At 62.8% G+C, this 21,341-nt stretch carries 26 protein-coding genes; 15 read left to right on the plus strand and 11 right to left on the minus strand.

Annotated features, from left to right (window positions below; genetic code table 11):
- Positions 1-2 precede the first annotated feature (2 nt).
- The 6 genes from rsmG to hemE all read right to left on the minus strand — a co-directional run bounded on the left by rsmG (position 3) and on the right by hemE (position 6,935).
- Positions 3-650 (minus strand): 16S rRNA (guanine(527)-N(7))-methyltransferase RsmG, encoded by a 648-nt coding sequence (rsmG, locus tag O9Z70_RS15425; RefSeq protein ID WP_286020324.1) that lies wholly within the window; start codon positions 648-650, stop codon positions 3-5.
- Complete coding sequence (gene mnmG / locus O9Z70_RS15430; protein ID WP_286020325.1) at positions 650-2,512, minus strand: tRNA uridine-5-carboxymethylaminomethyl(34) synthesis enzyme MnmG; 1,863 nt, start codon at positions 2,510-2,512, stop codon at positions 650-652. The genes rsmG and mnmG overlap by 1 nt, the downstream gene beginning before the upstream one ends.
- Positions 2,513-2,593: 81 nt before the next feature.
- Complete coding sequence (gene mnmE, locus O9Z70_RS15435) at positions 2,594-3,886, minus strand: tRNA uridine-5-carboxymethylaminomethyl(34) synthesis GTPase MnmE (RefSeq protein ID WP_286020326.1); 1,293 nt, start codon at positions 3,884-3,886, stop codon at positions 2,594-2,596.
- A gap of 21 nt (positions 3,887-3,907) precedes the next feature.
- Positions 3,908-5,173 carry a transcription termination factor Rho gene (rho, locus tag O9Z70_RS15440; RefSeq protein ID WP_286020327.1) on the minus strand — a complete coding sequence of 422 codons (1,266 nt, stop codon included), beginning with the start codon at positions 5,171-5,173 and terminating at the stop codon, positions 3,908-3,910.
- 291 nt (positions 5,174-5,464) lie between these two features.
- On the minus strand, positions 5,465-5,890 hold the full coding sequence (gene hemJ, locus O9Z70_RS15445; protein WP_286020328.1) for a protoporphyrinogen oxidase HemJ: 426 nt from the start codon (positions 5,888-5,890) through the stop codon (positions 5,465-5,467).
- Between the two features lie 10 nt (positions 5,891-5,900).
- Entirely contained in the window at positions 5,901-6,935 is a 1,035-nt protein-coding gene (gene hemE, locus O9Z70_RS15450; protein ID WP_286020329.1) for a uroporphyrinogen decarboxylase, read from the minus strand.
- A gap of 440 nt (positions 6,936-7,375) precedes the next feature.
- Between hemE and O9Z70_RS15455 the strand changes: the two genes are divergently transcribed.
- Genes O9Z70_RS15455 through dnaQ form a run of 4 tightly spaced genes read left to right on the plus strand, consistent with a single transcriptional unit; the run spans position 7,376 to position 10,117 of the window.
- The gene (locus O9Z70_RS15455; protein ID WP_286020330.1) at positions 7,376-7,984 is read left to right on the plus strand and encodes a Maf family protein; all 609 of its coding nucleotides are present in this window, start codon (positions 7,376-7,378) and stop codon (positions 7,982-7,984) included.
- Positions 7,981-8,814: a shikimate dehydrogenase gene (locus O9Z70_RS15460; RefSeq protein WP_286020331.1), complete on the plus strand. Its 834-nt coding sequence runs from the start codon at positions 7,981-7,983 to the stop codon at positions 8,812-8,814. The genes O9Z70_RS15455 and O9Z70_RS15460 overlap by 4 nt, the downstream gene beginning before the upstream one ends.
- Positions 8,814-9,407, plus strand: coding sequence for a dephospho-CoA kinase (gene coaE, locus O9Z70_RS15465; RefSeq protein ID WP_286020332.1), 594 nt, complete (start codon positions 8,814-8,816; stop codon positions 9,405-9,407). Before O9Z70_RS15460 ends, coaE begins: the two co-directional genes overlap by 1 nt.
- Before the next feature lie 2 nt (positions 9,408-9,409).
- Positions 9,410-10,117, plus strand: coding sequence for a DNA polymerase III subunit epsilon (gene dnaQ, locus O9Z70_RS15470; protein WP_286022031.1), 708 nt, complete (start codon positions 9,410-9,412; stop codon positions 10,115-10,117).
- A 47-nt stretch (positions 10,118-10,164) separates the two neighbouring features.
- Here the strand turns inward: dnaQ and secB are convergent, their stop codons facing one another.
- Positions 10,165-10,695: a protein-export chaperone SecB gene (gene secB / locus O9Z70_RS15475; RefSeq protein ID WP_286020333.1), complete on the minus strand. Its 531-nt coding sequence runs from the start codon at positions 10,693-10,695 to the stop codon at positions 10,165-10,167.
- 84 nt (positions 10,696-10,779) lie between these two features.
- Positions 10,780-11,244, minus strand: a complete 465-nt coding sequence (locus tag O9Z70_RS15480; protein ID WP_286020334.1) for an FxsA family protein — start codon at positions 11,242-11,244, stop codon at positions 10,780-10,782.
- A gap of 169 nt (positions 11,245-11,413) precedes the next feature.
- On the opposite strand from O9Z70_RS15480, the gene O9Z70_RS15485 reads away from it, so the two are divergent.
- The 3 genes from O9Z70_RS15485 to O9Z70_RS15495 are packed head-to-tail and all read left to right on the plus strand — an operon-like array spanning position 11,414 to position 13,110.
- Positions 11,414-12,142 (plus strand): Tim44/TimA family putative adaptor protein, encoded by a 729-nt coding sequence (locus O9Z70_RS15485; RefSeq protein WP_286020335.1) that lies wholly within the window; start codon positions 11,414-11,416, stop codon positions 12,140-12,142.
- A 24-nt stretch (positions 12,143-12,166) separates the two neighbouring features.
- The gene (locus O9Z70_RS15490) at positions 12,167-12,745 is read left to right on the plus strand and encodes a Smr/MutS family protein (RefSeq protein WP_286020336.1); all 579 of its coding nucleotides are present in this window, start codon (positions 12,167-12,169) and stop codon (positions 12,743-12,745) included.
- Complete coding sequence (locus O9Z70_RS15495; protein WP_286020337.1) at positions 12,742-13,110, plus strand: helix-turn-helix domain-containing protein; 369 nt, start codon at positions 12,742-12,744, stop codon at positions 13,108-13,110. The genes O9Z70_RS15490 and O9Z70_RS15495 overlap by 4 nt, the downstream gene beginning before the upstream one ends.
- A 113-nt stretch (positions 13,111-13,223) precedes the next feature.
- Here O9Z70_RS15495 and hslU read toward each other — a convergent pair whose 3' ends face one another.
- Positions 13,224-14,534, minus strand: a complete 1,311-nt coding sequence (gene hslU / locus O9Z70_RS15500; RefSeq protein WP_286020338.1) for an ATP-dependent protease ATPase subunit HslU — start codon at positions 14,532-14,534, stop codon at positions 13,224-13,226.
- Between the two features lie 71 nt (positions 14,535-14,605).
- Entirely contained in the window at positions 14,606-15,163 is a 558-nt protein-coding gene (hslV, locus tag O9Z70_RS15505) for an ATP-dependent protease subunit HslV (protein ID WP_286020339.1), read from the minus strand.
- Between the two features lie 132 nt (positions 15,164-15,295).
- Here hslV and hisB point away from each other — a divergent pair, with 132 nt between their 5' ends.
- The 7 genes from hisB (at position 15,296) to coaA (ending at position 19,850) form a co-directional block, all read left to right on the plus strand.
- Positions 15,296-15,883, plus strand: a complete 588-nt coding sequence (hisB, locus tag O9Z70_RS15510) for an imidazoleglycerol-phosphate dehydratase HisB (RefSeq protein WP_286020340.1) — start codon at positions 15,296-15,298, stop codon at positions 15,881-15,883.
- Between the two features lie 88 nt (positions 15,884-15,971).
- Positions 15,972-16,616 (plus strand): imidazole glycerol phosphate synthase subunit HisH, encoded by a 645-nt coding sequence (gene hisH, locus O9Z70_RS15515; protein WP_286020341.1) that lies wholly within the window; start codon positions 15,972-15,974, stop codon positions 16,614-16,616.
- The gene (gene hisA / locus O9Z70_RS15520; RefSeq protein ID WP_286022032.1) at positions 16,613-17,341 is read left to right on the plus strand and encodes a 1-(5-phosphoribosyl)-5-[(5-phosphoribosylamino)methylideneamino]imidazole-4-carboxamide isomerase; all 729 of its coding nucleotides are present in this window, start codon (positions 16,613-16,615) and stop codon (positions 17,339-17,341) included. The genes hisH and hisA overlap by 4 nt, the downstream gene beginning before the upstream one ends.
- Entirely contained in the window at positions 17,338-17,658 is a 321-nt protein-coding gene (locus tag O9Z70_RS15525) for a hypothetical protein (protein WP_286020342.1), read from the plus strand. Before hisA ends, O9Z70_RS15525 begins: the two co-directional genes overlap by 4 nt.
- A 4-nt stretch (positions 17,659-17,662) precedes the next feature.
- Positions 17,663-18,475 carry an imidazole glycerol phosphate synthase subunit HisF gene (hisF, locus tag O9Z70_RS15530; RefSeq protein ID WP_286020343.1) on the plus strand — a complete coding sequence of 271 codons (813 nt, stop codon included), beginning with the start codon at positions 17,663-17,665 and terminating at the stop codon, positions 18,473-18,475.
- 106 nt (positions 18,476-18,581) lie between these two features.
- Positions 18,582-18,899 carry a phosphoribosyl-ATP diphosphatase gene (locus O9Z70_RS15535; RefSeq protein WP_286020344.1) on the plus strand — a complete coding sequence of 106 codons (318 nt, stop codon included), beginning with the start codon at positions 18,582-18,584 and terminating at the stop codon, positions 18,897-18,899.
- The gene (gene coaA / locus O9Z70_RS15540) at positions 18,900-19,850 is read left to right on the plus strand and encodes a type I pantothenate kinase (protein WP_286020345.1); all 951 of its coding nucleotides are present in this window, start codon (positions 18,900-18,902) and stop codon (positions 19,848-19,850) included.
- A gap of 168 nt (positions 19,851-20,018) precedes the next feature.
- Here the strand turns inward: coaA and O9Z70_RS15545 are convergent, their stop codons facing one another.
- Positions 20,019-20,369, minus strand: coding sequence for a VOC family protein (locus O9Z70_RS15545; protein ID WP_286020346.1), 351 nt, complete (start codon positions 20,367-20,369; stop codon positions 20,019-20,021).
- 121 nt (positions 20,370-20,490) lie between these two features.
- Here O9Z70_RS15545 and dapB point away from each other — a divergent pair, with 121 nt between their 5' ends.
- Positions 20,491-21,303 (plus strand): 4-hydroxy-tetrahydrodipicolinate reductase, encoded by an 813-nt coding sequence (gene dapB, locus O9Z70_RS15550; RefSeq protein WP_286020347.1) that lies wholly within the window; start codon positions 20,491-20,493, stop codon positions 21,301-21,303.
- Positions 21,304-21,341 lie beyond the last annotated feature (38 nt).

Here is a 21,341-nt window from a genome sequence, read left to right on the forward strand (position 1 = left end):
CGCTAACGCTCTGATTTCCGTCGCAGATTTGTGACCGTAAGGATCACGCCGCTCGGATCGATGTCACTGGGCTTTATTAACACATCGTGAACCCAATGCGCACCCGATTCGGTGAGCTCTTCAACATGTTCCCGTCCTTTATGCAATAAGGCGCGGCTTTTCACGCCAAAGAACGGTTCCATCCATGCACAAAGCTGCGGCATAGCCGCCAAGGCGCGCGAGGTGATGACGTCGGGAACGCCTGTTTCACGTGAATCAATATCCTCACTGCGGCGCCCGATCACCGTAACATCGAGGGCCAGCTCCCGGGCCACCGTCCGCAGAAAGCTTACTTTGCGGGCCGTCGGCTCGACCAGCACGAAGCGTCTGCGGCTGCCTTTGCTGGCAATGGCCAGCGGCAGAGCCGGGAAACCGCCGCCACTCCCCAAATCGAGAAAGAGCACATCTTCGGGCGAGGTCAGCGGCAATATTTGCAGGCTATCGGCGAAATGCCGTATCCAGATCTGCGCCAATGTTTCACGTGAAACCAGATTCTGTACCGACTGCCATGTTCGCAGCAGCGTGGCATAGGATTCCAGATCCGTGCCCACCGCCTCGATGGAGCGAGAAAAATAGGCGGCGTAAGGCGCTATTGCGGTGAAGTCAGCCATTAGCCGACCTGGCGCCACGCGCCCCGCCGAATCACCGCCAGCAATAAGGTGATGGCCGCTGGCGTCATACCGTCCACCGCTTGCGCCTGCGCAATGGTCTGAGGCTGTTGCTGGCTCAGTTTCTGGCGCAACTCGATCGACAGGCCCGATATCCCCATATAATCGAGACCGTCTGGAATGGCGCGTTGTTCGTCGCGGCGCATGCTCTCGATATCGGCCTTCTGACGGTCGAGATAGACCGCATATTGCGCGTCTATGCCCACCTGCGCCAGCACCGATGCATCGATATCCGCAACCTCGGGCCAGAGTTTGGTCAGATCCTCGGGCGTCAGGCTTGGATAGGAAAGCAGATCGAAAGCGCTGCGGCGCTTGCCATCCTCATTCACCGCCAACCCGGCCTTGCGGGCTTCGCTCGGTGAGGCCGAGAGCGAATGCAACAGCGCCCGGCAACCGTCCAGCGCGACGATTTTTTGCCGATAGGCGGCCTCGCGTTTTTCACCCACAAGCCCCGCTTGCAGGCCCAGGGCGGTCAGGCGCTGATCGGCATTATCGGCGCGCAGATGCAGGCGGAATTCCGCCCGCGACGTGAACATGCGATAAGGCTCGCTGACCCCGCGCCGCACCAGATCGTCGATCATGACGCCAAGATAGCTTTCGGTACGCGACAATATGATGGGATCGGCACCCTTGCTGGCCCGGGCGGCGTTGGCGCCGGCCAGCAGGCCTTGGGCGCCGGCCTCTTCATAACCGGTGGTGCCGTTGATCTGGCCTGCCAGGTAAAGGCCCGGCTGCCGCTTCAACTCCAGCGTGGGCCGCAATTCGCGTGGATCGACGTGATCATATTCGATGGCATAGCCGTGCTGCAGGATGCGCACATTTTCGAGCCCGGGCAAGGTGCGGAGGAAGGTGTCCTGCACCTCTGGCGGCAGCGAGCTGGAGACGCCATTGGGATAGATAGTGTTATCGTCCAGCCCCTCCGGTTCCAGAAAAATCTGGTGGCTGTCGCGATCGGCGAAACGGACCACCTTATCCTCGATGGATGGGCAATAGCGCGGACCGCGGCTCTGGATGCGGCCGGAATACATCGGTGAGCGATGCACGTTGGCGGCAATGATCGCATGGGTTTCCGCATTGGTACGGGTAATGTGGCAGGACACCTGCGGCGTGGTGATTTTTTCCGTCAGCGCCGAGAACGGTTCCGGCGCGTCGTCGCCCTTTTGTTCGTCAAGGATAGAATAATCGATGGAATCGCGCGCCAGCCGCGCCGGAGTGCCGGTCTTGAGCCGGCCCAATTGCAGGCCCAGTTTCTCGAGCCGCGTGGAGAGGCCAAGCACCGGATTCTCACCAATTCGCCCTGCCGGAAAGCTGATCTCGCCTTTATGGATCAAGCCACGCAGGAACGTGCCGGTGGTGAGCACCACGGCCTTGGCGCCGATAGAGGTACCGTCGAGCAGGCGGACCCCGCTGACCGCACCATTGCGCACCTCGATATCGTCAACCTCGGCCTCGATCACGTCGAGATTCGGCTGCGCAGAAATCGCCGCCTGCATGGCTTGCCGGTATAATTTGCGGTCGGCCTGGGCGCGTGGACCGCGCACGGCCGGGCCCTTGCGCCGATTGAGAACCCGAAACTGGATACCCGCCTGATCGGCCACCCGGGCCATCAATCCGTCCAGCGCATCGATTTCGCGCACCAGATGACCCTTGCCCAGACCACCGATCGCCGGATTGCAGCTCATCTCGCCAATCGTGGCGAAGCGATGGGTGATGAGTGCGGTCGGGACGCCCAGGCGCGCCGAAGCGGCAGCAGCCTCGGTGCCGGCATGCCCACCCCCGACAACGATGACGGCATAATCATTCATGACAGGTCTCCAGGACCCCCGACATAGGTCAATGTTTCACGTGAATCAATTCACGGCTCAGTATCCACGGTTTCACGTGAATCATTTGCCGATGCAGAAGCTGGAAAACAACCGGTCCAGGATGTGCTCGGCATCAAGGCGGCCAATCAGCCGCTCCAGCGCCGATGAGGCCAGGCGCAGCGATTCGGCCGCCAGTTCCCAATCACCCAGCGCCTCCCGCGCTTCGATCAAGGCCGCTAACGCATCGGTCAGGCTCGTACGATCCCGCTCATGACTGACCAGGGCCGGCTCACCGCCGGCCAAAGCCTCGCCCAGCGCCGCGAGCTTGTCGATCAAGATATCCAGCCCTGAACCGTTATAGACGGAAAGGGTCAGGTCGACATCGTCCATCATGCCGAGATCGGCCTTGGTGCCGATGGTCAGAACCTGTGCTGCGGTGGCGGGCCGCTCCGCCTCCTCCACATCCGGCGCTTTCAGCCATAGGACGATATCGGCGCCGGCAATAGCATCCTGGGCCCGTCGCACCCCTTCCGCTTCCGCTCGGCTATCGGTAGCGCGCAGGCCAGCCAGATCCAGCAGAATGAATAACTGGCCAGCGATATCGAGCGGCGTTTCGCGTACATCGCGGGTCGTGCCGGCTTCATCGGAAACGATGGCGATGTCGGATTTCGCCAACGCGTTGAGCAGGCTGGATTTACCGGTATTGGGCGCTCCCGCCAAGGCCACGCGAATGCCTTCCCGGACGATGCGGCCGCTATCGACCGAGGCCAGTGCCGTGGCAATGGCGCTTTCGAGTTCGGCCAGCTCTCGCAGCCATTCAGGAGGCAGGTCCTCGGCGACGTCGCCCTCGTCGGAAAAGTCGAGCCGCGCCTCGATTTCCGCTCGCAGATCGAGCAAGGCTTCTCGCCATTGCTCGATTTCTCGGGTCAGGCGCCCATCATAGCGGGCCAGCGCCTGCTGACGCTGCTTTTCGGTATCGGCATTGAGCAGATCGCCGAGCCCCTCAACGGAAACCAGGTCGAGCTTGCCGTTTTCAAAGGCGCGGCGGGTGAATTCACCGGCTTCCGCCAGCCGCAAACCCTGCTGCTCCAGCGCCGCCAGGATCGCCTTGACCGCGGCTACCGAGCCATGGACATGCAGTTCGGCGCAATCCTCGCCGGTAAAGCTGTGGGGTGCCGGAAAGAACACCACCAGGCCCTGATCCAGCCGGCGCTCCGAGCCAATATGGCGCAGCGCCAGTTTTCGCGGAGTGGGCACACCACCGGCAATGGCGGCCAGACTGGCCTGGACCAATGGCCCGGACAGCCGGATAACCGCCACTCCGGCCGGCAGGGAGCCGGAGGAGAGCGCCATGATCGTGTCGCCCGCCTGCATGAAGACTCCCGGCCGCTGGCCTCAAGTGTTCATCGAATCGAAGAAATCGGAATTGGTCTTGGTCTGGCGCACCTTGTCCATGAGGAATTCCATGGCATCGATCGTCCCCATTGGATTGAGGATGCGGCGCAGCACATACATCTTTTTGAGGATGTCCGGCTCGACCAGCAATTCTTCCTTGCGGGTGCCCGACTTGGTGATGTCCAGAGCCGGGAAGATCCGCTTGTCGGCGACCTTGCGATCGAGAATGATTTCCGAATTACCCGTGCCCTTGAACTCTTCGAAGATGACTTCGTCCATGCGGCTGCCGGTATCGATCAGCGCCGTGGAGATGATGGTCAGCGACCCGCCACCCTCGATATTGCGGGCGGCACCGAAAAAGCGCTTGGGGCGTTGCAGGGCATTAGCGTCGACGCCGCCGGTCAGCACCTTGCCGGAACTGGGCACGACGGTGTTATAGGCCCGGCCCAGACGGGTGATCGAATCCAGCAGGATGACCACATCCCGCTTGTGCTCGACCAGGCGCTTGGCCTTTTCGATCACCATTTCGGCAACCTGCACGTGGCGGCTGGCCGGCTCGTCGAAGGTCGAGGAAATAACCTCGCCGCGCACCGAGCGCTGCATATCGGTCACTTCTTCAGGACGCTCATCGATCAAGAGCACGATGAGATAGCATTCCGGGTGATTGGTGGCGATAGATTGTGCGATATTTTGCAACAATACCGTTTTACCGGTACGTGGAGGCGCAACAATCAAGGCGCGCTGTCCCTTGCCCAGCGGCGCGACCAGATCGAGCAAGCGCGCCGAGCGATCCTTGAGCGTCGGGTCCGGCAGTTCCATATGCAACCGCTCTTCGGGATAAAGCGGAGTAAGGTTATCGAAATTGACCTTGTGCCGGACCGCTTCGGGGTCTTCGAAATTGATGGTCGAAACCTTGACCAGGGCGAAATAGCGTTCGCCCTCCTTGGGAGAGCGGATTTCGCCCTCGACCGTGTCGCCGGTCCGCAGCCCGAACCGCCTGATCTGGCTGGGGCTGACATAGATATCGTCCGGGCCGGGGAGATAATTGGCGTCGGGGGAGCGCAGGAAACCGAAACCGTCAGGCAGCACCTCGACGACGCCTTCGCCGACAATATTGATGTCCTGAGCCGCCAATTCCTTGAGAATGGCGAACATCAATTCCTGCTTGCGCATAGTGGAGGCGTTTTCGACCTCCGATTCCTCGGCAAAGGCCAAGAGTTCGGCCGGCGATTTGGCCTTGAGCTCACTGAGCTTGATATTCTGCATGTATGCGACGGACCCTTGAGGGATTATCGGTAGATGAAAGTCAAAATGGGGAAAGTTCGGCACCGCGCAGCAACCAGGGCGGTCGCGCAGAAAGGGGATGCCTTGACCCCACATAGCGCGATCCAGCGCGTGTTTCAAGATTTAAACAGGTGGAATCGCGTGCCGCGCCGCAAAAATCTCGTGGCGAAAAGATTTCAAGCGCGAGGTCGGGCAAGCCCAACCTGCCCCGGCTGTCCCTGGATTCACGTGAAACTTCTCACCGGAAGCATTCAGGCCAGAAGCGTCTCCAACCTAAAACGGCCGCACGATTACCATGATCACGATGCCCACCATCAATACCGTCGGCACCTCGTTGATCATGCGGAAATATTTTTGTGGCTTGTCATTTTCATCCCTGGCAAACGCCTTGAGATGCCGGGCCAGCAAGCCGTGATAACCGCTCAATGCCAGAACCAGAGCGGCCTTGGCCCAGGGCCAGAACGAGCTCCAGTCGACGATGCCGTGACCGATCATGGCGAGGCCGAAAATCCAGGTGGCGATCATGGCCGGGGTGGTGATGGCGCGAAACAGCCGCCGCTCCATCACCTTGAAAGTCTCCGATTGCGCCGAGCCGGCTTCAGACACCGAATGATAGACGAACAGGCGCGGCAGATAGAGCAAACCGGCCATCCAGGCGATGACCGAAATCACATGCAGGGCCTTGAACCATTCGATCATCTTCCAGCTCCTAACCGTGCTTGACCAGTTCCACCAGCCGCTCGACATGAGCAATCGGCGTTTCCGGCACGATACCGTGGCCAAGATTGAAAATATGCGGGCGATCCGCAAAGGCGGCGATAATGGCCTCGACCTGCTTTTCCATCGCTTCGCCGCCGACCACAAGCCGCAAGGGATCGAGATTGCCCTGCACCGGCAGGTCGGCCGGCAGATGCGAGCGGACGAAATCCAGCGGCGTCGCATAATCGACGCCCAGGGCATTCACGCCGGTCATCTGGGCATAGCGCGCCATATTGCCGGCGCCGCCGCGCGGAAAGCCGATGATCGGAGCATTGGGAATGCGCTGGCGCAGGCCTTCGACGATGCGCCTGTTCGGGTCGATGACCTGGCGGACAAAGGAAGCATCGTCCAGATTAAGCGCCCAGCTCTCGAAAATCTGCACCACATCGGCCCCGGCTTCGAGCTGGGCCGCCAGGTAATCGATGCTGGTCTCGACCAGCATGTCCATCAGACGATCGAAAGCCGCTGGCTGCTCCAGGGCGAAGCGTCGCGCCACCCATTGGTCCGGCGAGCCGCGGCCATTGAGCATATAGGTCGCCACCGTCCAGGGCGCGCCGCAAAAGCCGATCAGCGTCTTGTCAGCCGGCAATGTAGCGCGTAGCCGGCGGATGGTTTCGAGAACCGGCGCCAGATGCGCGCTGGCCCGAGCCGGCTCGAGCCTGTCGATGCCTTTGACATCAAGCGGCTCGAGGATCGGACCTTCACCGGTTTCAAAGCGGACCGACTGGCCCAGCGCGTCGGGAATGACCAGGATATCGGAGAACAGGATCGCCGCATCCAGGTCGAAGCGGCGCAGCGGTTGCAGCGTCACCTCGGCCGCCAGTTCGGGATTGTAGCAGAGATCGAGGAAGGTTCCCGCCTGCTTCCTGGTCTCGCGATATTCAGGCAGGTAACGGCCGGCCTGCCGCATGATCCACATTGGCGGTCGGTCCTGGCGCTGCCCCAGCACCGTCGCCAGCAGAGGTTTATGTACCACCGGATTCATGTTTTCGACCCTTCCAAATCCCAAAAGGAATCTTTCTTTCTTAGTTTCTTTATCATCATGACGGTGTTTTGCGGCAATTCCGTCCGCTCCACAATCGCCACCCATGGTGACACTTGCGCGCAGCGTCATGGTTAACAGAGTGTGAATTGCTTTCTGGCGCGCTGTCCCGACGTCGCCGCCTCAATCCTTAACAAAAGCTTAACCGGCGGACTCCCGAGTCAACGATTCGATTCTGCCTGTGGACGCGGCAGAGAATATCGCGGCGCGCCGCCTTGGCCTTATCCCCAGACCTATCCCATGCCTCCACCGGCCAGCCGGCCGGGTCGAGTTGTTAATGTTTTATTAGCCAAGTCGAACAAACCGGCCGCTGCGGGAAAGTTACGAGTCTTGCCCACAGATGGCGCTTGAGCTGGGGATGAGTGTGTGGAAAACATGGTTTCATGCTGATCCTTGCATCCACCAGCGCCACCCGCAAAGCCTTGCTGGACAAGGCCGGATTGCGCTTCGAAGCCATCCCGGCGGCAATCGACGAGCGGGGCATCGAAGGCGAAGCCATGGCGATCGGCGCCGATGGCGGCGACCTGGCGCTGCTCTTGGCGCAGCGCAAGGCCGAATCGGTTTCGCGCCTGCACCCGGGCGCTTTGGTGATCGGAGCGGACCAGACTTTGACCCTGGGTCGGGAGTTTTTACACAAGCCCGGAAGCCGCGCCGCCGCTGCCGCCCAGCTCGACCGCCTGCGTGGCCGGACCCATCGCCTCCATGCCGCCGTCACCCTGATGCGCGATGCTGATCTGCTCTGGTCGGACGTCCAGATGGCGGAATTGACCATGCGCGAATTTTCCGCTGCCGAACGCGATGCAGTGCTCGCCGTGGAGGGCGATGCCATCCTATCTTCGGTCGGCTCCTACCGGCTGGAAGGCCCCTCCATCCGCCTGTTCGAAAATGTCAGCGGCGATTATTTCACCATTCTCGGCCTGCCGCTGCTTCCCTTGCTTGCCGCATTGCGCGATATGGCCCCCGACCTCCTTCTTACCAGGGCTGAACCTTGACCATTAAGGCCTTCGTTATCGGGCATCCGATCGCCCATTCCCGCTCGCCGCTCATTCACGGCACCTGGCTGGCCGAATATGGCATTGACGGCGCCTATGAAGCGATCGATGTGGCGCCGGCCGACTTGCCGGCTTTCTTTGAGCGTCTGCGTAGCGGCGAGTTTGCTGGCGGCAACGTCACCATTCCGCACAAGGAGGCGGTATTCGACCTGTGCGACAGCGTCGACGAGCTTGCCAGGCTGATCGGAGCCGTCAACACCCTGGTCGTCAGCGACGGCAAGGTTCACGGCACCAATAGTGATTATCTCGGTTTCCTGGGCAATCTCGACGCCAATGCTCCCGGCTGGTCGGATGGGTCCGACGATGCGCTGATCATCGGCGCCGGCGGCGCGGCGCGTGCCGTGCTGGTGGCCTTGCGCCGGCGCAGGGGCGGCAAGGTACATGTGCTCAACCGCACCCTCGCCAATGCTCAGGCATTGATCGCCGAGATTGATGGTCCGTTCGAAGCCCACGGCTTCGATGCCTTTGCCGAACTGGCCCCGCGGACGGGCCTGGTGGTCAATACCAGCGCCATCGGCATGCATGGCAGCCGCTTCGACTGGCTGGACCTGAGCCTCCTGCCCAAAAATGCCCTGGTCACCGATATCGTTTATACGCCCCTGATCACGCCGCTGTTGGCCGAAGCCCGGGCCGCGGGCCTGCACATTGTCGACGGGCTCGGCATGCTGCTGCATCAGGCCGTTCCCGGCTTTGCCGCCTGGTTCGGGATAACGCCGCAGGTGACGCCGGATCTGCGCGCCCGGGTCGAAGCGGCGCTGGACCGGCATTGATGCGCCGGATCGGCATAACCGGCTCCATCGCCACCGGCAAATCCACCCTGCTGGCCGCCTTCGCAAAAGCCGGCGTGCCAGTGCTTTCCGCCGATGACGTGGTGGCCGAACTCTATGCCGGTCCCGCCATCGCTCCGGTCGAGGCCCTGTTTCCAGGCGTCGCCAAACATGGTCGCATCGACCGGCAGGACCTGGCCAGGCGCCTCGCCGCCGATCCTTCCGGCTTCGCCCGGCTCGAAGCCGTGGTGCATCCATTGGTGCGCGAAAGGATCGCCCAATTCCTGACCGCCGCCGAAACGGCCGGCGAGGCGCTGGCCGCCGTGGAAGTGCCGCTCCTGTTCGAAAGCGGACACGATTATGACTTGGATGCCATCGCCGTGACCCATGTGGACGAGACGATCCAGCAAGAGCGCATCCTCGCCCGGCCGGGCATGGACGTGGATAAGATGCAGACTATGCTTGCCCGGCAGCTGCCGCAGGCCGAAAAGATGAAGCGGGCCACCTGGCTCTTCGATACGGCGCAGCCGAGGCGGGCCATCGACGATCAGGTCGCCGAACTGGTCGCGGGCATCAGAGCGGAAACACAAGCGTAATGATCAGGGAAATCGTCCTCGATACCGAAACCACCGGCCTCTCGCCGCAAGGGGGCGACCGCCTGGTGGAAATCGGCTGCGTCGAATTGATCAACCACATTCCCACCGGCAAGCATTTCCACGCCTATATCAATCCCGAGCGCTTCATGCCGGAAGAAGCCTTCCGCATCCATGGATTGGGAGACGACTTTCTGGCCGACAAGCCGCTGTTCAAGGCAGTGGCGTCCGAGTTCCGGGATTTCATCGGCGATGCGACGCTGGTGATCCACAATGCGTCCTTCGATATGGGTTTCCTCAATGCCGAGCTCGAATGGGCCGGACTGGCCCGGCTCACCAATACGGTGATCGATACCGTCATGGTGGCGCGCCAGAAACATCCGGGCGCCCGGGTCAGCCTTGACGCGCTGTGCAAGCATTACGGCATCGATAATTCCCGCCGCACACTGCATGGCGCGCTGCTCGACAGCCAGATTCTCGCCGAGGTCTATCTGGAGCTGATCGGGGGCAAGCAGGTCAGCCTGGCCCTGGTCGCCGAGGTGGAAACCACCACGATCAGCCTGACCCGGACGCGCACCGCCGTCACGCCCCGCCCCGTCGCGCTGCCGGGTCGGATCAGCGCCGCCGAGGCCGAGGCCCATGCCGCCTTCATCGCCAAAATGGGCGAGGGCGCCCTTTGGACCCGATATCGGGCCAGCGAAGCCGCCGAATAAAAAAAGCCCCGGCGGACCGGGGCTTTTGCAAGCGATATGCGATCGGCTCAGTTGAGCTTTTCGCCTTCTGCCGGCGCCACCGGGGCATCGGTCGCGGCGCCGCCGCCCTGCTGGGCCGCGAGCTTGGCCAGGTTCTGACGGTAGATGGCGGCGAAATCCACCGGTTCCATCATCAGCGGCGGGAAGCCGCCCTGCTGGGTGACGCTGGCCAGCACCTGGCGCGCGAAGGGGAAGATCAGGCGCGGGCATTCGATCATCAATAGCGGCGACAATTGCGCTTCCGGCACGTTCTTCAGCCGGAAAATACCGCCATAGACCAGCTCGACATTGAACAGCACGGTCTCTTCGCGATTGGCCTTGGCGTTGAGCGTCAGCTCGATCGCGTAGATTTCGTCACTCTGCTTCTTGACGCCGACGGCGATGGAAACGTTGAAGGCCGGATTCGCCCCGCCGGCCAGCAGCGTTCCGGGCGCGCCGGGATTTTCGAAGGAGAGATCGCGGATATACTGGCCCACCAGATTCATGCTGGGCGCGGTTCCGGGCTGCGGCGCTGCCGCGCCCTGATTGTCATCGGCCATTACTTGGTCCTTCTTGCAGACGAATTTTGAGGAAATCTGGCCGGCTGGCTAGCATTTTTGCGCCATCCGAACAAGCCGAGCCCGCTAGGATCGGTCCTTGTCCCGGTCATTGTCGTTAAGATCGATATATTTGGGATTATGGTCCTGCGACCCGGACGGATCGCCGTGGCTGCGATAGGTCGTGGTGGTTTCGACCACGCGAACGCGCCCGGCCAGCGCTGAAAAAATCGAGGCGCGGACCGGCGGCAATAACAGGATCAGCGCCGCGATATCGCTGAGAAAGCCCGGAACGACCAGCAGCAATCCCGCCAGCCCGATCATCATCGTGTCGAACATCGTGCGGCCCGGAATGGTGCCGGCATTGACATTGGAGCGCAGCCGCGAAACCACGTCCAGCCCCTGCCGGCGCAGCAGCAGCATTCCGGCAATGGCCGCCAGGATCACCAGTGCCAGCGTCGGCAATAGCCCGATGGCGCGGCCGACCACGATGAACATGGCGATTTCGGCGAGAGGCAGCAGCAGGAAGCCGAGAGCAAAAAAACGGGCCAAGAGCGGGTCCTTGTCTGGGGACGATGGGAAAGGGCGCGGCAAAATGCAACCTCCGCCCATCGTGAACTGGTTTTGAGCTAAAGCTTTGCCTATATATAGGACCGGTTTGGCGCGAAACGAGCGCCGCAATGTGTTTTTGTTCTAGCCTCGCGCGCAAGGTGCCCCATTCATGGACGATTTTCTCGACCTGCCGACCCTCATCGCCATCGTCGTGGCCATCTTCGTGCTGTTCCGGCTGCGCTCGGTCCTCGGCACGCGCACCGGCAATGAACGTCCGCCGGTCGATCGCTCGCGCTCGACCCCGGTGGAGAAGAAGGCCGGGGCCAATGACGATACGGTGGTGCCGCTGCGTCCGCGTCCCGTGGCCGCCCAGCCCGATCTCGATGACGAGCGCCGCGCCCGCAAGCTCGAGGCCGAGATCGAGCAGGCTGCGGGCGGCAACGAGGCGCTGGCCACCGGCCTCAAGGAAGCGGCCGAGGCCGATCCGACCTTCACGCCGAAATCCTTCCTCGATGGCGCCAAGCAGGCCTATGAGATGATCGTCACCGCCTTTGCCGAAGGCGACCGCCAGACGCTGAAGAATCTTCTCGAAAAAGACGTGTTCGACGGCTTCCAGCGCGCCATCGCCGATCGCGAGGCTGCGGGCCAGACAGTCGATTTCACCTTTGTCGGCCTGCCCAAGATCGCCATCGCCGATGCCGAATACGACAAGAAGAACGTGCTGGTCACCGTCGATTTCCATGCCGAAGTTGTCTCCGCCACCCGTGACAAGGTCGGCAATCTGGTCGAGGGCAATGCCGATCAGGTGCAGACCATTGCCGATGAATGGACCTTTGCCCGCAATCCCAAATCGCGCGATCCGAATTGGAAGGTCATTGCGACGAGCCAGCTCGACTGATTTCCCGCGGCAGGGCCGACCTCGATGTCCAAGCGCGTTTCCCGGCGCCTGCCGCACGACTTTCACCTTTGGACCGGCGTGGCCGCCACCGTCGAACCGCTGCGGCGCAAGCGGCTGTTGAACCTGGGCTCCGGGACCCTGCCGGTGCCGGAAGCCGAACCGGCGCCCCGGATCAAGGCCCCGCCCCGGCCGCTCCAGCCCGGCAAGCCATTCCTGCCCCCCTATCAGGCCCCCATGCCCGCCGCCGCGGCGGACAAGGCCGTCGACCCGGCCATCCATAAGAAGGTCCGGCGCGGCCGTATCGACATCGACGGCACCATCGATCTGCATGGCATGACCCAGAGCCAGGCCCGCGAGGCCCTGCGCCGCTATATCGGGGCGCGAGCGGCGCGGGGCGACCGCACCATTCTCGTCATCACCGGCAAGGGCCTTAAGACCGATAATGATTACGTCGCAGCCATGACCGAACGAGGAATATTGCGCACCATGCTGCCGATCTGGCTATCCGAGCCGGGGCTGTCGCAACTGGTCTCGGGCTGGAGCATGGCGGCGCGCGGCCATGGCGGCGAGGGGGCGTATTATGTGCGCCTGCGCCGGCAATGACCCCGCTGGGCGCTAAATTGCGGGCGATGCGCGAGGCGCGCGGCATTTCATTGAAGGAAATGGCGGCGGCGCTCAACGTGTCCAGCGCCTATCTGTCGGCGCTCGAACATGGCCGCCGCGGCCAGCCCACCAGCTTCCTGCTTCACCGCATCATCGCCTTCTTCAATGTCATCTGGGACGAAGCCGAGGAATTGCAGCGTCTCGCCGAGATTTCCGACCCCAAGGCCAGTATCGATACCGGCGGGCTGGCGCCGGAAGCGACGGAACTCACCAATCGGCTGCGCGATAATATCGGGCGGCTGGAGGTCGAGGATCTGAAATTCCTGCGGGACGAACTGGTCAAACGCGCGGGGCGGAAGCGCTGACCCAGCGACGCTCTCGATCCGGCCCTCCTCCTTGAAGGGGGAGGTTGGGAGGGGTGCTTACGCGCGGAGAGCATACCGTCCCCAACCCAGCTTCGGAGAGCGCAAAAGCGCCGCTACAGCACGAACTTGGACAGATCGGTGTCCCCGGCCAGTACACCCACCTTGTCCTGGACGAAGGCGGCATCGATCTTGATGGTCTGGCCATTGCGGTCCGGGGCGTCGAAGGAGATTTCCTCGACCAGCCGCTCCATCACCGTCTGCAACCGCCGCGCGCCGATATTCTCGACGCTGGAATTGACCTTGACCGCTGCGTCGGCAATCGCCTCGATGGCGTCCTGGGTCACCTCCAGAGTGACGCCTTCCGTGCTCATCAGGGCCACATATTGCTTGATCAGGCTGGCTTCGGTGTCGTTGAGGATGCCGATGAAATCTTCGCGCGTCAGCGCCTGCAATTCCACCCGGATCGGCAGGCGGCCCTGCAATTCCGGCAACAGGTCGCTTGGCTTGCTCAGATGGAAGGCACCCGAGGCGATGAACAGGATATGGTCGGTCTTGACCGGTCCGTATTTGGTGGCGACGGTCGTGCCCTCGATCAGCGGCAGCAGATCGCGCTGCACGCCTTCGCGCGATGGCCCGCCCTGTACGCCGCCCTCGCGGACCGCGACCTTGTCGATCTCGTCGATGAAGACGATGCCGTGGTTTTCCACCAGCTCGATGGCCTCGGTCTTGAGCTGGTCCTGATCGAGCAGCTTGTCGGCTTCCTCGGCGATCAGCGGCTCATAGGCGTCCTCGACCTTGATCTTGCGCTTGACGCCGCGCCCGCCCATGGCCTGCTTGAACATGTCCGACAGATTGATCATGCCGATGCCGCCATTGGGCATGCCCGGTATCTCGAATCCGCCACTGCCCGGGGAAGGCTGCATCTCGATCTCGATTTCCTTGCCATCGAGTTCGTTGCTCCGCAGCTTGGCGCGGAAGCTGTCGCGGGTGGAGGGCGTGGCCGAGGTGCCGACCAAGGCGTCGAGCACCCGTTCCTCGGCATTGTGATGCGCCTGAGCCTGAACGTCGCGGCGGCGCTTGTCGCGCAACACGGTGATCCCGGCTTCCACCAGGTCGCGAACGATCTGCTCGACATCGCGGCCGACATAGCCGACCTCGGTGAACTTGGTGGCTTCCACCTTGACGAAGGGCGCCTGGGCGAGGCGGGCAAGGCGGCGCGAAATCTCGGTCTTGCCCACGCCGGTGGGCCCGATCATCAGGATATTCTTCGGCGTCACCTCGCGGCGCAATTCGGGGCTGAGCTGCTGCCGGCGCCAGCGATTGCGCAGCGCCACGGCGACGGCGCGCTTGGCATCGGCCTGGCCGACGATATGGCGGTCGAGCTCCGAAACGATCTCGCGCGGGGAAAAATTGGTTTCACTCATTGGTCTGTCACTTTCCGGACCGCTCAAGAGCCGGTCGCTGCGGTCGCCGCCAGAAGCCGGCGACAGGTAATTTAGTCGAGCGCGATGGTTTCCATGGTCACATTGCCATTGGTATAGACGCAGATCTCTTCCGCGATCTTCATGGCGCGGTGGGCAATGTCCTCGGCGTCGAGCTCGGTGGCCTGGTGCAGGGCCAGCGCCGCCGAATGGGCGTAATTGCCACCCGAGCCGATGGCGATGACGCCATGATCGGGGGTGAGCACGTCGCCATTGCCGGTCAGCACCAGCGTGTCGGTCTTGTCGGCCACGATCATCATGGCTTCGAGCTTGCGCAGATAGCGGTCGGTGCGCCAATCCTTGGCCAGTTCGACCGCGGCGCGCATCAATTGGTCGGGATATTGCTCGAGCTTGGCTTCCAGCCGCTCGAACAGGGTGAAGGCATCGGCGGTCGAGCCGGCAAAGCCGCCGATCACCTTGCCGCCGGCGAGGCGCCGCACCTTCTTGGCGCTGTGCTTCATCACCGTCTGGCCCATGGAAACCTGGCCATCGCCGGCCACCACGACCTTGTTGCCCTTGCGCACGGAAACGATGGTGGTCCCATGCCAGCCGGGAAAATTACTGTCACTCATTGGGGGAGATACTCCGAACTGTTGGCTGATATTTAGGGGCGTCGGCGCGGATTGCAACCGAAGCGGCCCTAACCCGATCTTCACGCGGGCGTGCCTATCTGCTAGGGAGCGCCCGAACGCCGGAGAACCCCCATGCGCACAGCACAGATCGCCCGCAAGACCAACGAGACCGAGATTGCCGTCTCCATCGATCTCGACGGCACCGGCAGCCATTCCATGCAGACCGGCGTGGGTTTCTTCGATCACATGCTGGACCAGCTCTCCCGCCACTCGCTGATCGACATGGATGTCGCCTGCAAGGGCGACCTGCATATCGATAGCCACCACACGGTCGAAGATGTCGGCATCGCGCTGGGCCAGGCGATCAAGCAGGCGCTCGGCGACAAGAAGGGCATTCGCCGCTATGCCAGCTGCGACCTGCCCATGGACGGTACGCTGACCCGCGCCGCGCTCGACGTTTCCGGCCGCGCTTTCCTCGTCTTCAAGGCCGAGTTCAGCCAGAATAAGATCGGCGACATCGATACCGAGCTGTTCCGCGAATTCTTCCAGGCTCTGGCCATCAATGCCGGGGTCACGCTGCATATCGAGAATTTCTACTTCGACAACAATCACCACCTGGCCGAATCGATGTTCAAGGCCGTGGCCCGGGCCCTGCGCGAGGCGGTGGCAATCGATCCGCGCGCCGCGGACCGTGTGCCCAGCACCAAGGGCACGCTCTGATCTCGCTGGAGCGAAAGGCTTTCACCATTGTGGTTTTTGCACTAGATCAGCGCTGGGCTGATCCCCGAGGCTGCACCAAGAACTTGCCATGAGCATTATCGCCATCATCGATTACGGCGCCGGCAATCTGCGTTCGGCCGCCAAGGCCTTCGAGCGGGTGGCCCATGAGCGGGCCCAGGGCGACGCGATCATCGTCACCGCCGATCCCGATCAGGTCCGCAAGGCCGATCGCATCATGTTGCCCGGCGTCGGCGCCTTCGCCGATTGCAAGGCCGGGCTCGATGCCGTGCCGGGCATGGTCGAGGCGCTGGAAGAAAAAGTCATAGAGGGCGGCGCGCCGTTTCTCGGCATCTGTGTCGGCATGCAATTGCTGGCCAGCGAAGGCCGCGAAAAAACCGTCACGCCGGGCCTGAACTGGATTCCCGGTGCCGTCGAAAAGATCGCCCCGGCCGATCCGGGCCTGAAGATTCCGCATATGGGCTGGAACACCATTGCCTTGGCTCGGCCCCATGCGCTGCTGGACGGGATCGAACCGGGGCTGCATGCCTATTTCGTCCATTCCTATCACTTCAGGACCGACGATCCGGCGCAGCTCATCGCCACCACCGATTATGGTGGCTCGCTGACCGCCTGTGTCGGCCGCGACAATATTTTCGGCACCCAGTTCCACCCGGAAAAAAGCCAGGCGCTGGGACTGAAGCTGATCGAGAACTTTTTAGGATGGACGCCGTGATCCTCTTCCCCGCCATCGATCTCAAGGATGGCCAATGCGTGCGCCTCAAGCTCGGCGATATGGACCAGGCGACTGTTTTCAACGACGACCCGGCCGCCCAGGCCAAATCGTTCGAAAGCCAGGGCTTTGACTATCTGCATGTCGTCGATCTCAATGGCGCCTTTGCCGGCGAGAGCGTCAACGGTGCCGCGGTGGAGGCCATTCTCGACAGTGTGAACTTCCCGGTGCAGCTCGGCGGCGGCATCCGTACCCTGGCCCATATCGAAACCTGGCTCGACAAGGGTCTTGCCCGCGTCATTCTCGGCACTGTGGCGGTGCGCGATCCGGCTCTGGTGAAGGAGGCCGCGCGGCGATGGCCGGGCCAGGTCGCGGTCGGCATCGATGCCCGTGGCGGCATGGTGGCGGTCGAAGGCTGGGCCGAGACCTCCGAGCTCTCGGTGATCGAACTGGCCAAGCGCTTCGAAGGCGCCGGCGTCGCCGCGATCATCTATACCGACATCGACCGCGACGGCATCCTGGCCGGCATCAATTGGGATTCGACCCTGGACCTGGCCCGCGCCACCGCCATTCCGGTCATCGCCTCGGGGGGGCTCGCCTCCATGGCCGATATCGAGCGTATGACGCGCCCGGAATATCAGGTGCTGGAAGGCGCCATTTCTGGGCGGGCGCTTTACGATGGCCGTATTGATTCACGTGAAGCATTGGCCAGGCTGAAAGCGGCATGACGGCGAAAGGCCCGCCAAAATTTCCCTATTGGGCCTATGCTCTGGTGCTGCTGGCCATCCTGATCTTCGCGCTCTGGCCTTTGGCTTCGGTCTATCTCACCTATCTCATTGCCGACGCCAATGGCTGCCAGGTCAATGAAGCCCGGGTGCAGCCCTGCCTGGTCTTGGGCGCCGATTGGGGTGGCCTGCTCTATAATATGGGGGTAATGGGCTGGTTCATGCTGGCCACCCTGCCCCTGGGCGGCGGGGCGTTTCTGGTCTGGCTTGCCAGTCTCATCATCCACCGTCTCGCCTGGGGACAGAAACAGAAGGTCTAGCGGTATGAGTTTGAAGACCCGCATCATTCCCTGTCTGGATGTCGCCGGCGGCCGGGTGGTCAAAGGCGTGCAATTCGTCGATCTGGTCGATGCCGGCGATCCGGTCGAGGCGGCCAGGGCCTATGACGCGGCCGGGGCCGATGAATTGACCTTTCTCGACATCACCGCCAGCCATGAGGGCCGCGACAATATTTTCGACGTGGTGGCGCGCACGGCCGAGCATTGCTTCATGCCGGTGACCGTGGGCGGCGGCGTCCGCTCCATCGAGGATATCCGCAAGCTTCTGCTGGCCGGTGCCGACAAGGTGGCGATCAATTCGGCGGCGGTCACCGATCCCGATTTCATCGCCCGCGCCGCCGACAAATTCGGCAATCAATGCATCGTCGTCTCGGTGGATGCCAAGCAGCGCCTCGATCAGGGCCTGGGCGGCGACAACCGGTCCGAATGGGAAATCTACACCCATGGCGGCCGCAAGCCGACCGGTATCGACGCGGTGGAATTCGCCGCCCGCATGGTCGAGCGTGGCGCCGGCGAATTGCTGGTGACCTCGATGGATCGCGACGGCACCAGGTCCGGCTTCGACCTCAAGCTCACCCGCGCCATCGCCGATTCCGTGGCGGTGCCGGTCATCGCCTCAGGCGGCGTCGGCACGCTGCAACATCTGGTCGACGGCGTCATCGAAGGCCATGCCAGCGCCGTGCTCGCCGCCTCGATCTTCCATTTCGGCACTTTCACCATTCCCGAGGCCAAGCGCTACATGGCCGCGCACGGCATCGCCATGCGCATGGACTTCGCCGACGGTCCAAGGGGCGAATGAATGGCCTTGAGAGCTATGCTCGAAAGACGGGGCCTGACCCGAAGGTTGCAGGTGACGAAAGCGCCTGCATCGTGATTTAAGGCACCTCAGCGGAGGGGACACACCGATGAACCTTGAAGAACTCGAAGCCCGCGTCGCCATGCGCGCCGCCGCCTCGCCCGAGGACAGCTATACGGCCCGGCTCATCGCCCGCGGCATGAACAAGGCGGCGCAGAAGCTGGGTGAGGAAGCCATCGAGGCCGTCATCGCTGCCGTCAGCGGCGACAAATCCGAGCTGGTCAAGGAAAGCGCCGATCTGCTCTATCACCTATTGGTGGTGCTCAACGCCGCCGGCGTGCCGCTGGCCGAAATCATGGCCGAACTCGAGGCCCGCACCGCCCAGTCCGGCCTGGCCGAAAAAGCCTCCCGCACGGAGAGTTTCTGAATGGCCAAGCGCCCGGTCGCCGTCGATCCCTATCGTCATTTCACCAAACAGCAATGGAGCGAGCTGCGCAACGGCCAGCCCATGACGCTGACCGAGGATGACATCAAGCGGCTGCGCGCCCTGACCGACCCGATCTCGCTGGCCGAGGCCGAGGAAATCTATCTGCCGCTATCGCGCCTGCTGGCCTATTACGTCGAGGCCATCCAGGGGCTCAACCAGGTTTCCACCCGTTTCCTCCACGCGCCCAGCGACAAGGTGCCGTTCATCATCGGCGTCGCCGGTTCGGTGGCGGTGGGCAAGTCCACCACGGCGCGCATTCTCCAGGCGCTGCTGTCGCGCTGGCCCTCCAGCCCCAAGGTCGATCTGGTCACCACCGACGGGTTCCTGCATCCCAACAGGGTACTCGAGGAACGCGGCCTGATGCAGCGCAAGGGCTTTCCGGAAAGCTATGATCGCCCCCGCTTCGTCAATTTCCTCGCCGATATCAAGTCGGGCAAGGAACAGGTCGCCGTCCCGGTCTATTCCCACCTGGTCTATGACGTGGTGCAGGGCGAGCAGGTGATCATCGACCGTCCCGATATCCTCATCGTCGAAGGCCTCAATATCCTGCAGCCCGGCGAGCTGCCGCGCGACGGTGCGCCGATCCTCTTCGCCTCCGACTTCATCGATTTTTCGATCTATATCGACGCCGAGCTCGATGACCTGCGCGACTGGTACATCACCCGCTTTTTCCGCCTGCGCGAAACCGCTTTCCGCGATCCCACCTCCTTCTTCCGCAAATTCTCGGAGATGAGCGAGGAAGAGGCCGGCATCTTTGGCCGCCAGGTCTGGGAAAGCATCAACCTGCCCAACCTGGTCGAAAACGTGCTGCCGACGCGCGGCCGGGCGGATTTGATCCTCAAAAAGGGCAAGGACCACCGGGTCGAGGACGTGAAGCTGCGGCGGCTATAGGGCGGTCCGGTTCCTTTGCAGAACCCGTTTCCGCCCCATCGCCGGTTCAGAGTGTAAGCGCTCCGGCCATGTCTCCCCCTCGTCACCCTCGGGCTTGACCCGAGGGCTCTTCTGGGCGCCGCAAACATGGGCTGCGGAGACCGAGCGACGATCCGTCGGCACGACCCATCAATACGTCCCCGGCTGCGGCTGGTTGAGGATGATGAGATTGCCATCGGGGTCGCGCAGCTTCGCCGTCTTGAAGAAATCCCCGATCGCCTTGGCCACCGGCTTGAGCCCATGGGTTTCAAGTCGCGCCAATTCCTCGGTGATGTCGTCGACGATCAGAAATACCACGCTGGCCCCGGCCCGGTCCTCGTCGGTCATCACATGCACCCAGCCGCCCCCGGGCAGCTTCCATTCGGCCACATCGGCCATGATGCGGGCATCGGCGGGGCGGCCGAATAGATATTCGTACCAGATAAGGGAATTGCCCAAATCTTCCACGGCGATGCCAGCCAGCACATTGGTGAGGGTCATGGATGGGTCCGTCTGTCTTGCTTTGGCGCGAATCGTAGCACAGACCAATGCGCGCGGGCAGCATGGTTGGCGGCGCGTCCCGGCGCTGCTATAGCCGAGGACGTTTGCAGGAGATTGCGGCATGACCAAGTTGCGCATCATCGTGGCAGGAGCGGGCGGGCGCATGGGCGCGGCCAATATCCGGGCCATTGCCGGCCATCCGGAGCTGGAACTAGTGGGTGCGCTGGATCGGTCGGGCGCCGCCTCCATCGGCAAGGATGCCGGGCTGCTGGCCGGCCTCGAGCCGCTGGGCCTCGCCGTCACCGACAGCGCCGAACAGGCGCTGGCCCAGGCCGATGCCATCGTGGATTTTACTGCTCCCGCCGCCAGCGTGGCGCTGGCCGGTCTCGCCGCGCGCCAGGGCCTGGTCCATATCATCGGCACCACCGGCTGCCTTGAGGCCGAAAACGACGCCATTGCCGAAGCGGGCCGCGCCGGCGCCCGTATCGTCCAGTCGGGCAATTTCTCCCCCGGCATGGTGGCTTTGACGGCGCTGGTGGAAAAAGCCGCCGCGGCGCTCGCCGATTACGATGTCGAAATTTTGGAAATGCACCACAACCTTAAGGTCGACGCTCCCTCCGGCAGCGCGCTGATGCTGGGCGAGGCCGCCGCCAGGGGCCGCAACATTTCCCTCAAGGATCATTCCGTCCGCGTGCGCGACGGCCATACCGGCGCGCGCGAGCCAGGCACGATCGGTTTTGCTACCCTGCGCGGCGGCAATGTCATCGGCGACCACATGGTCATCCTGGCCGGCCCGTCCGAGCGCATCGAACTCAGCCACCGCGCCCAGGACCGCAGCATCTTTGCCAATGGCGCGGTTCTGGCGGCGCTCTGGGCATCCCGGCAGCCGCCGGGGCTCTATTCCATGGCCGATGTGCTCGGCCTCAACGACTGAACCGGAGCGCATCCGGACGCCCGCCTCTCATATCAAAG

The sequence above is a fragment of the Devosia sp. YIM 151766 genome (genome assembly GCF_030285925.1).
In the GTDB taxonomy this organism is placed as follows: Bacteria; Pseudomonadota; Alphaproteobacteria; order Rhizobiales; family Devosiaceae; genus Devosia.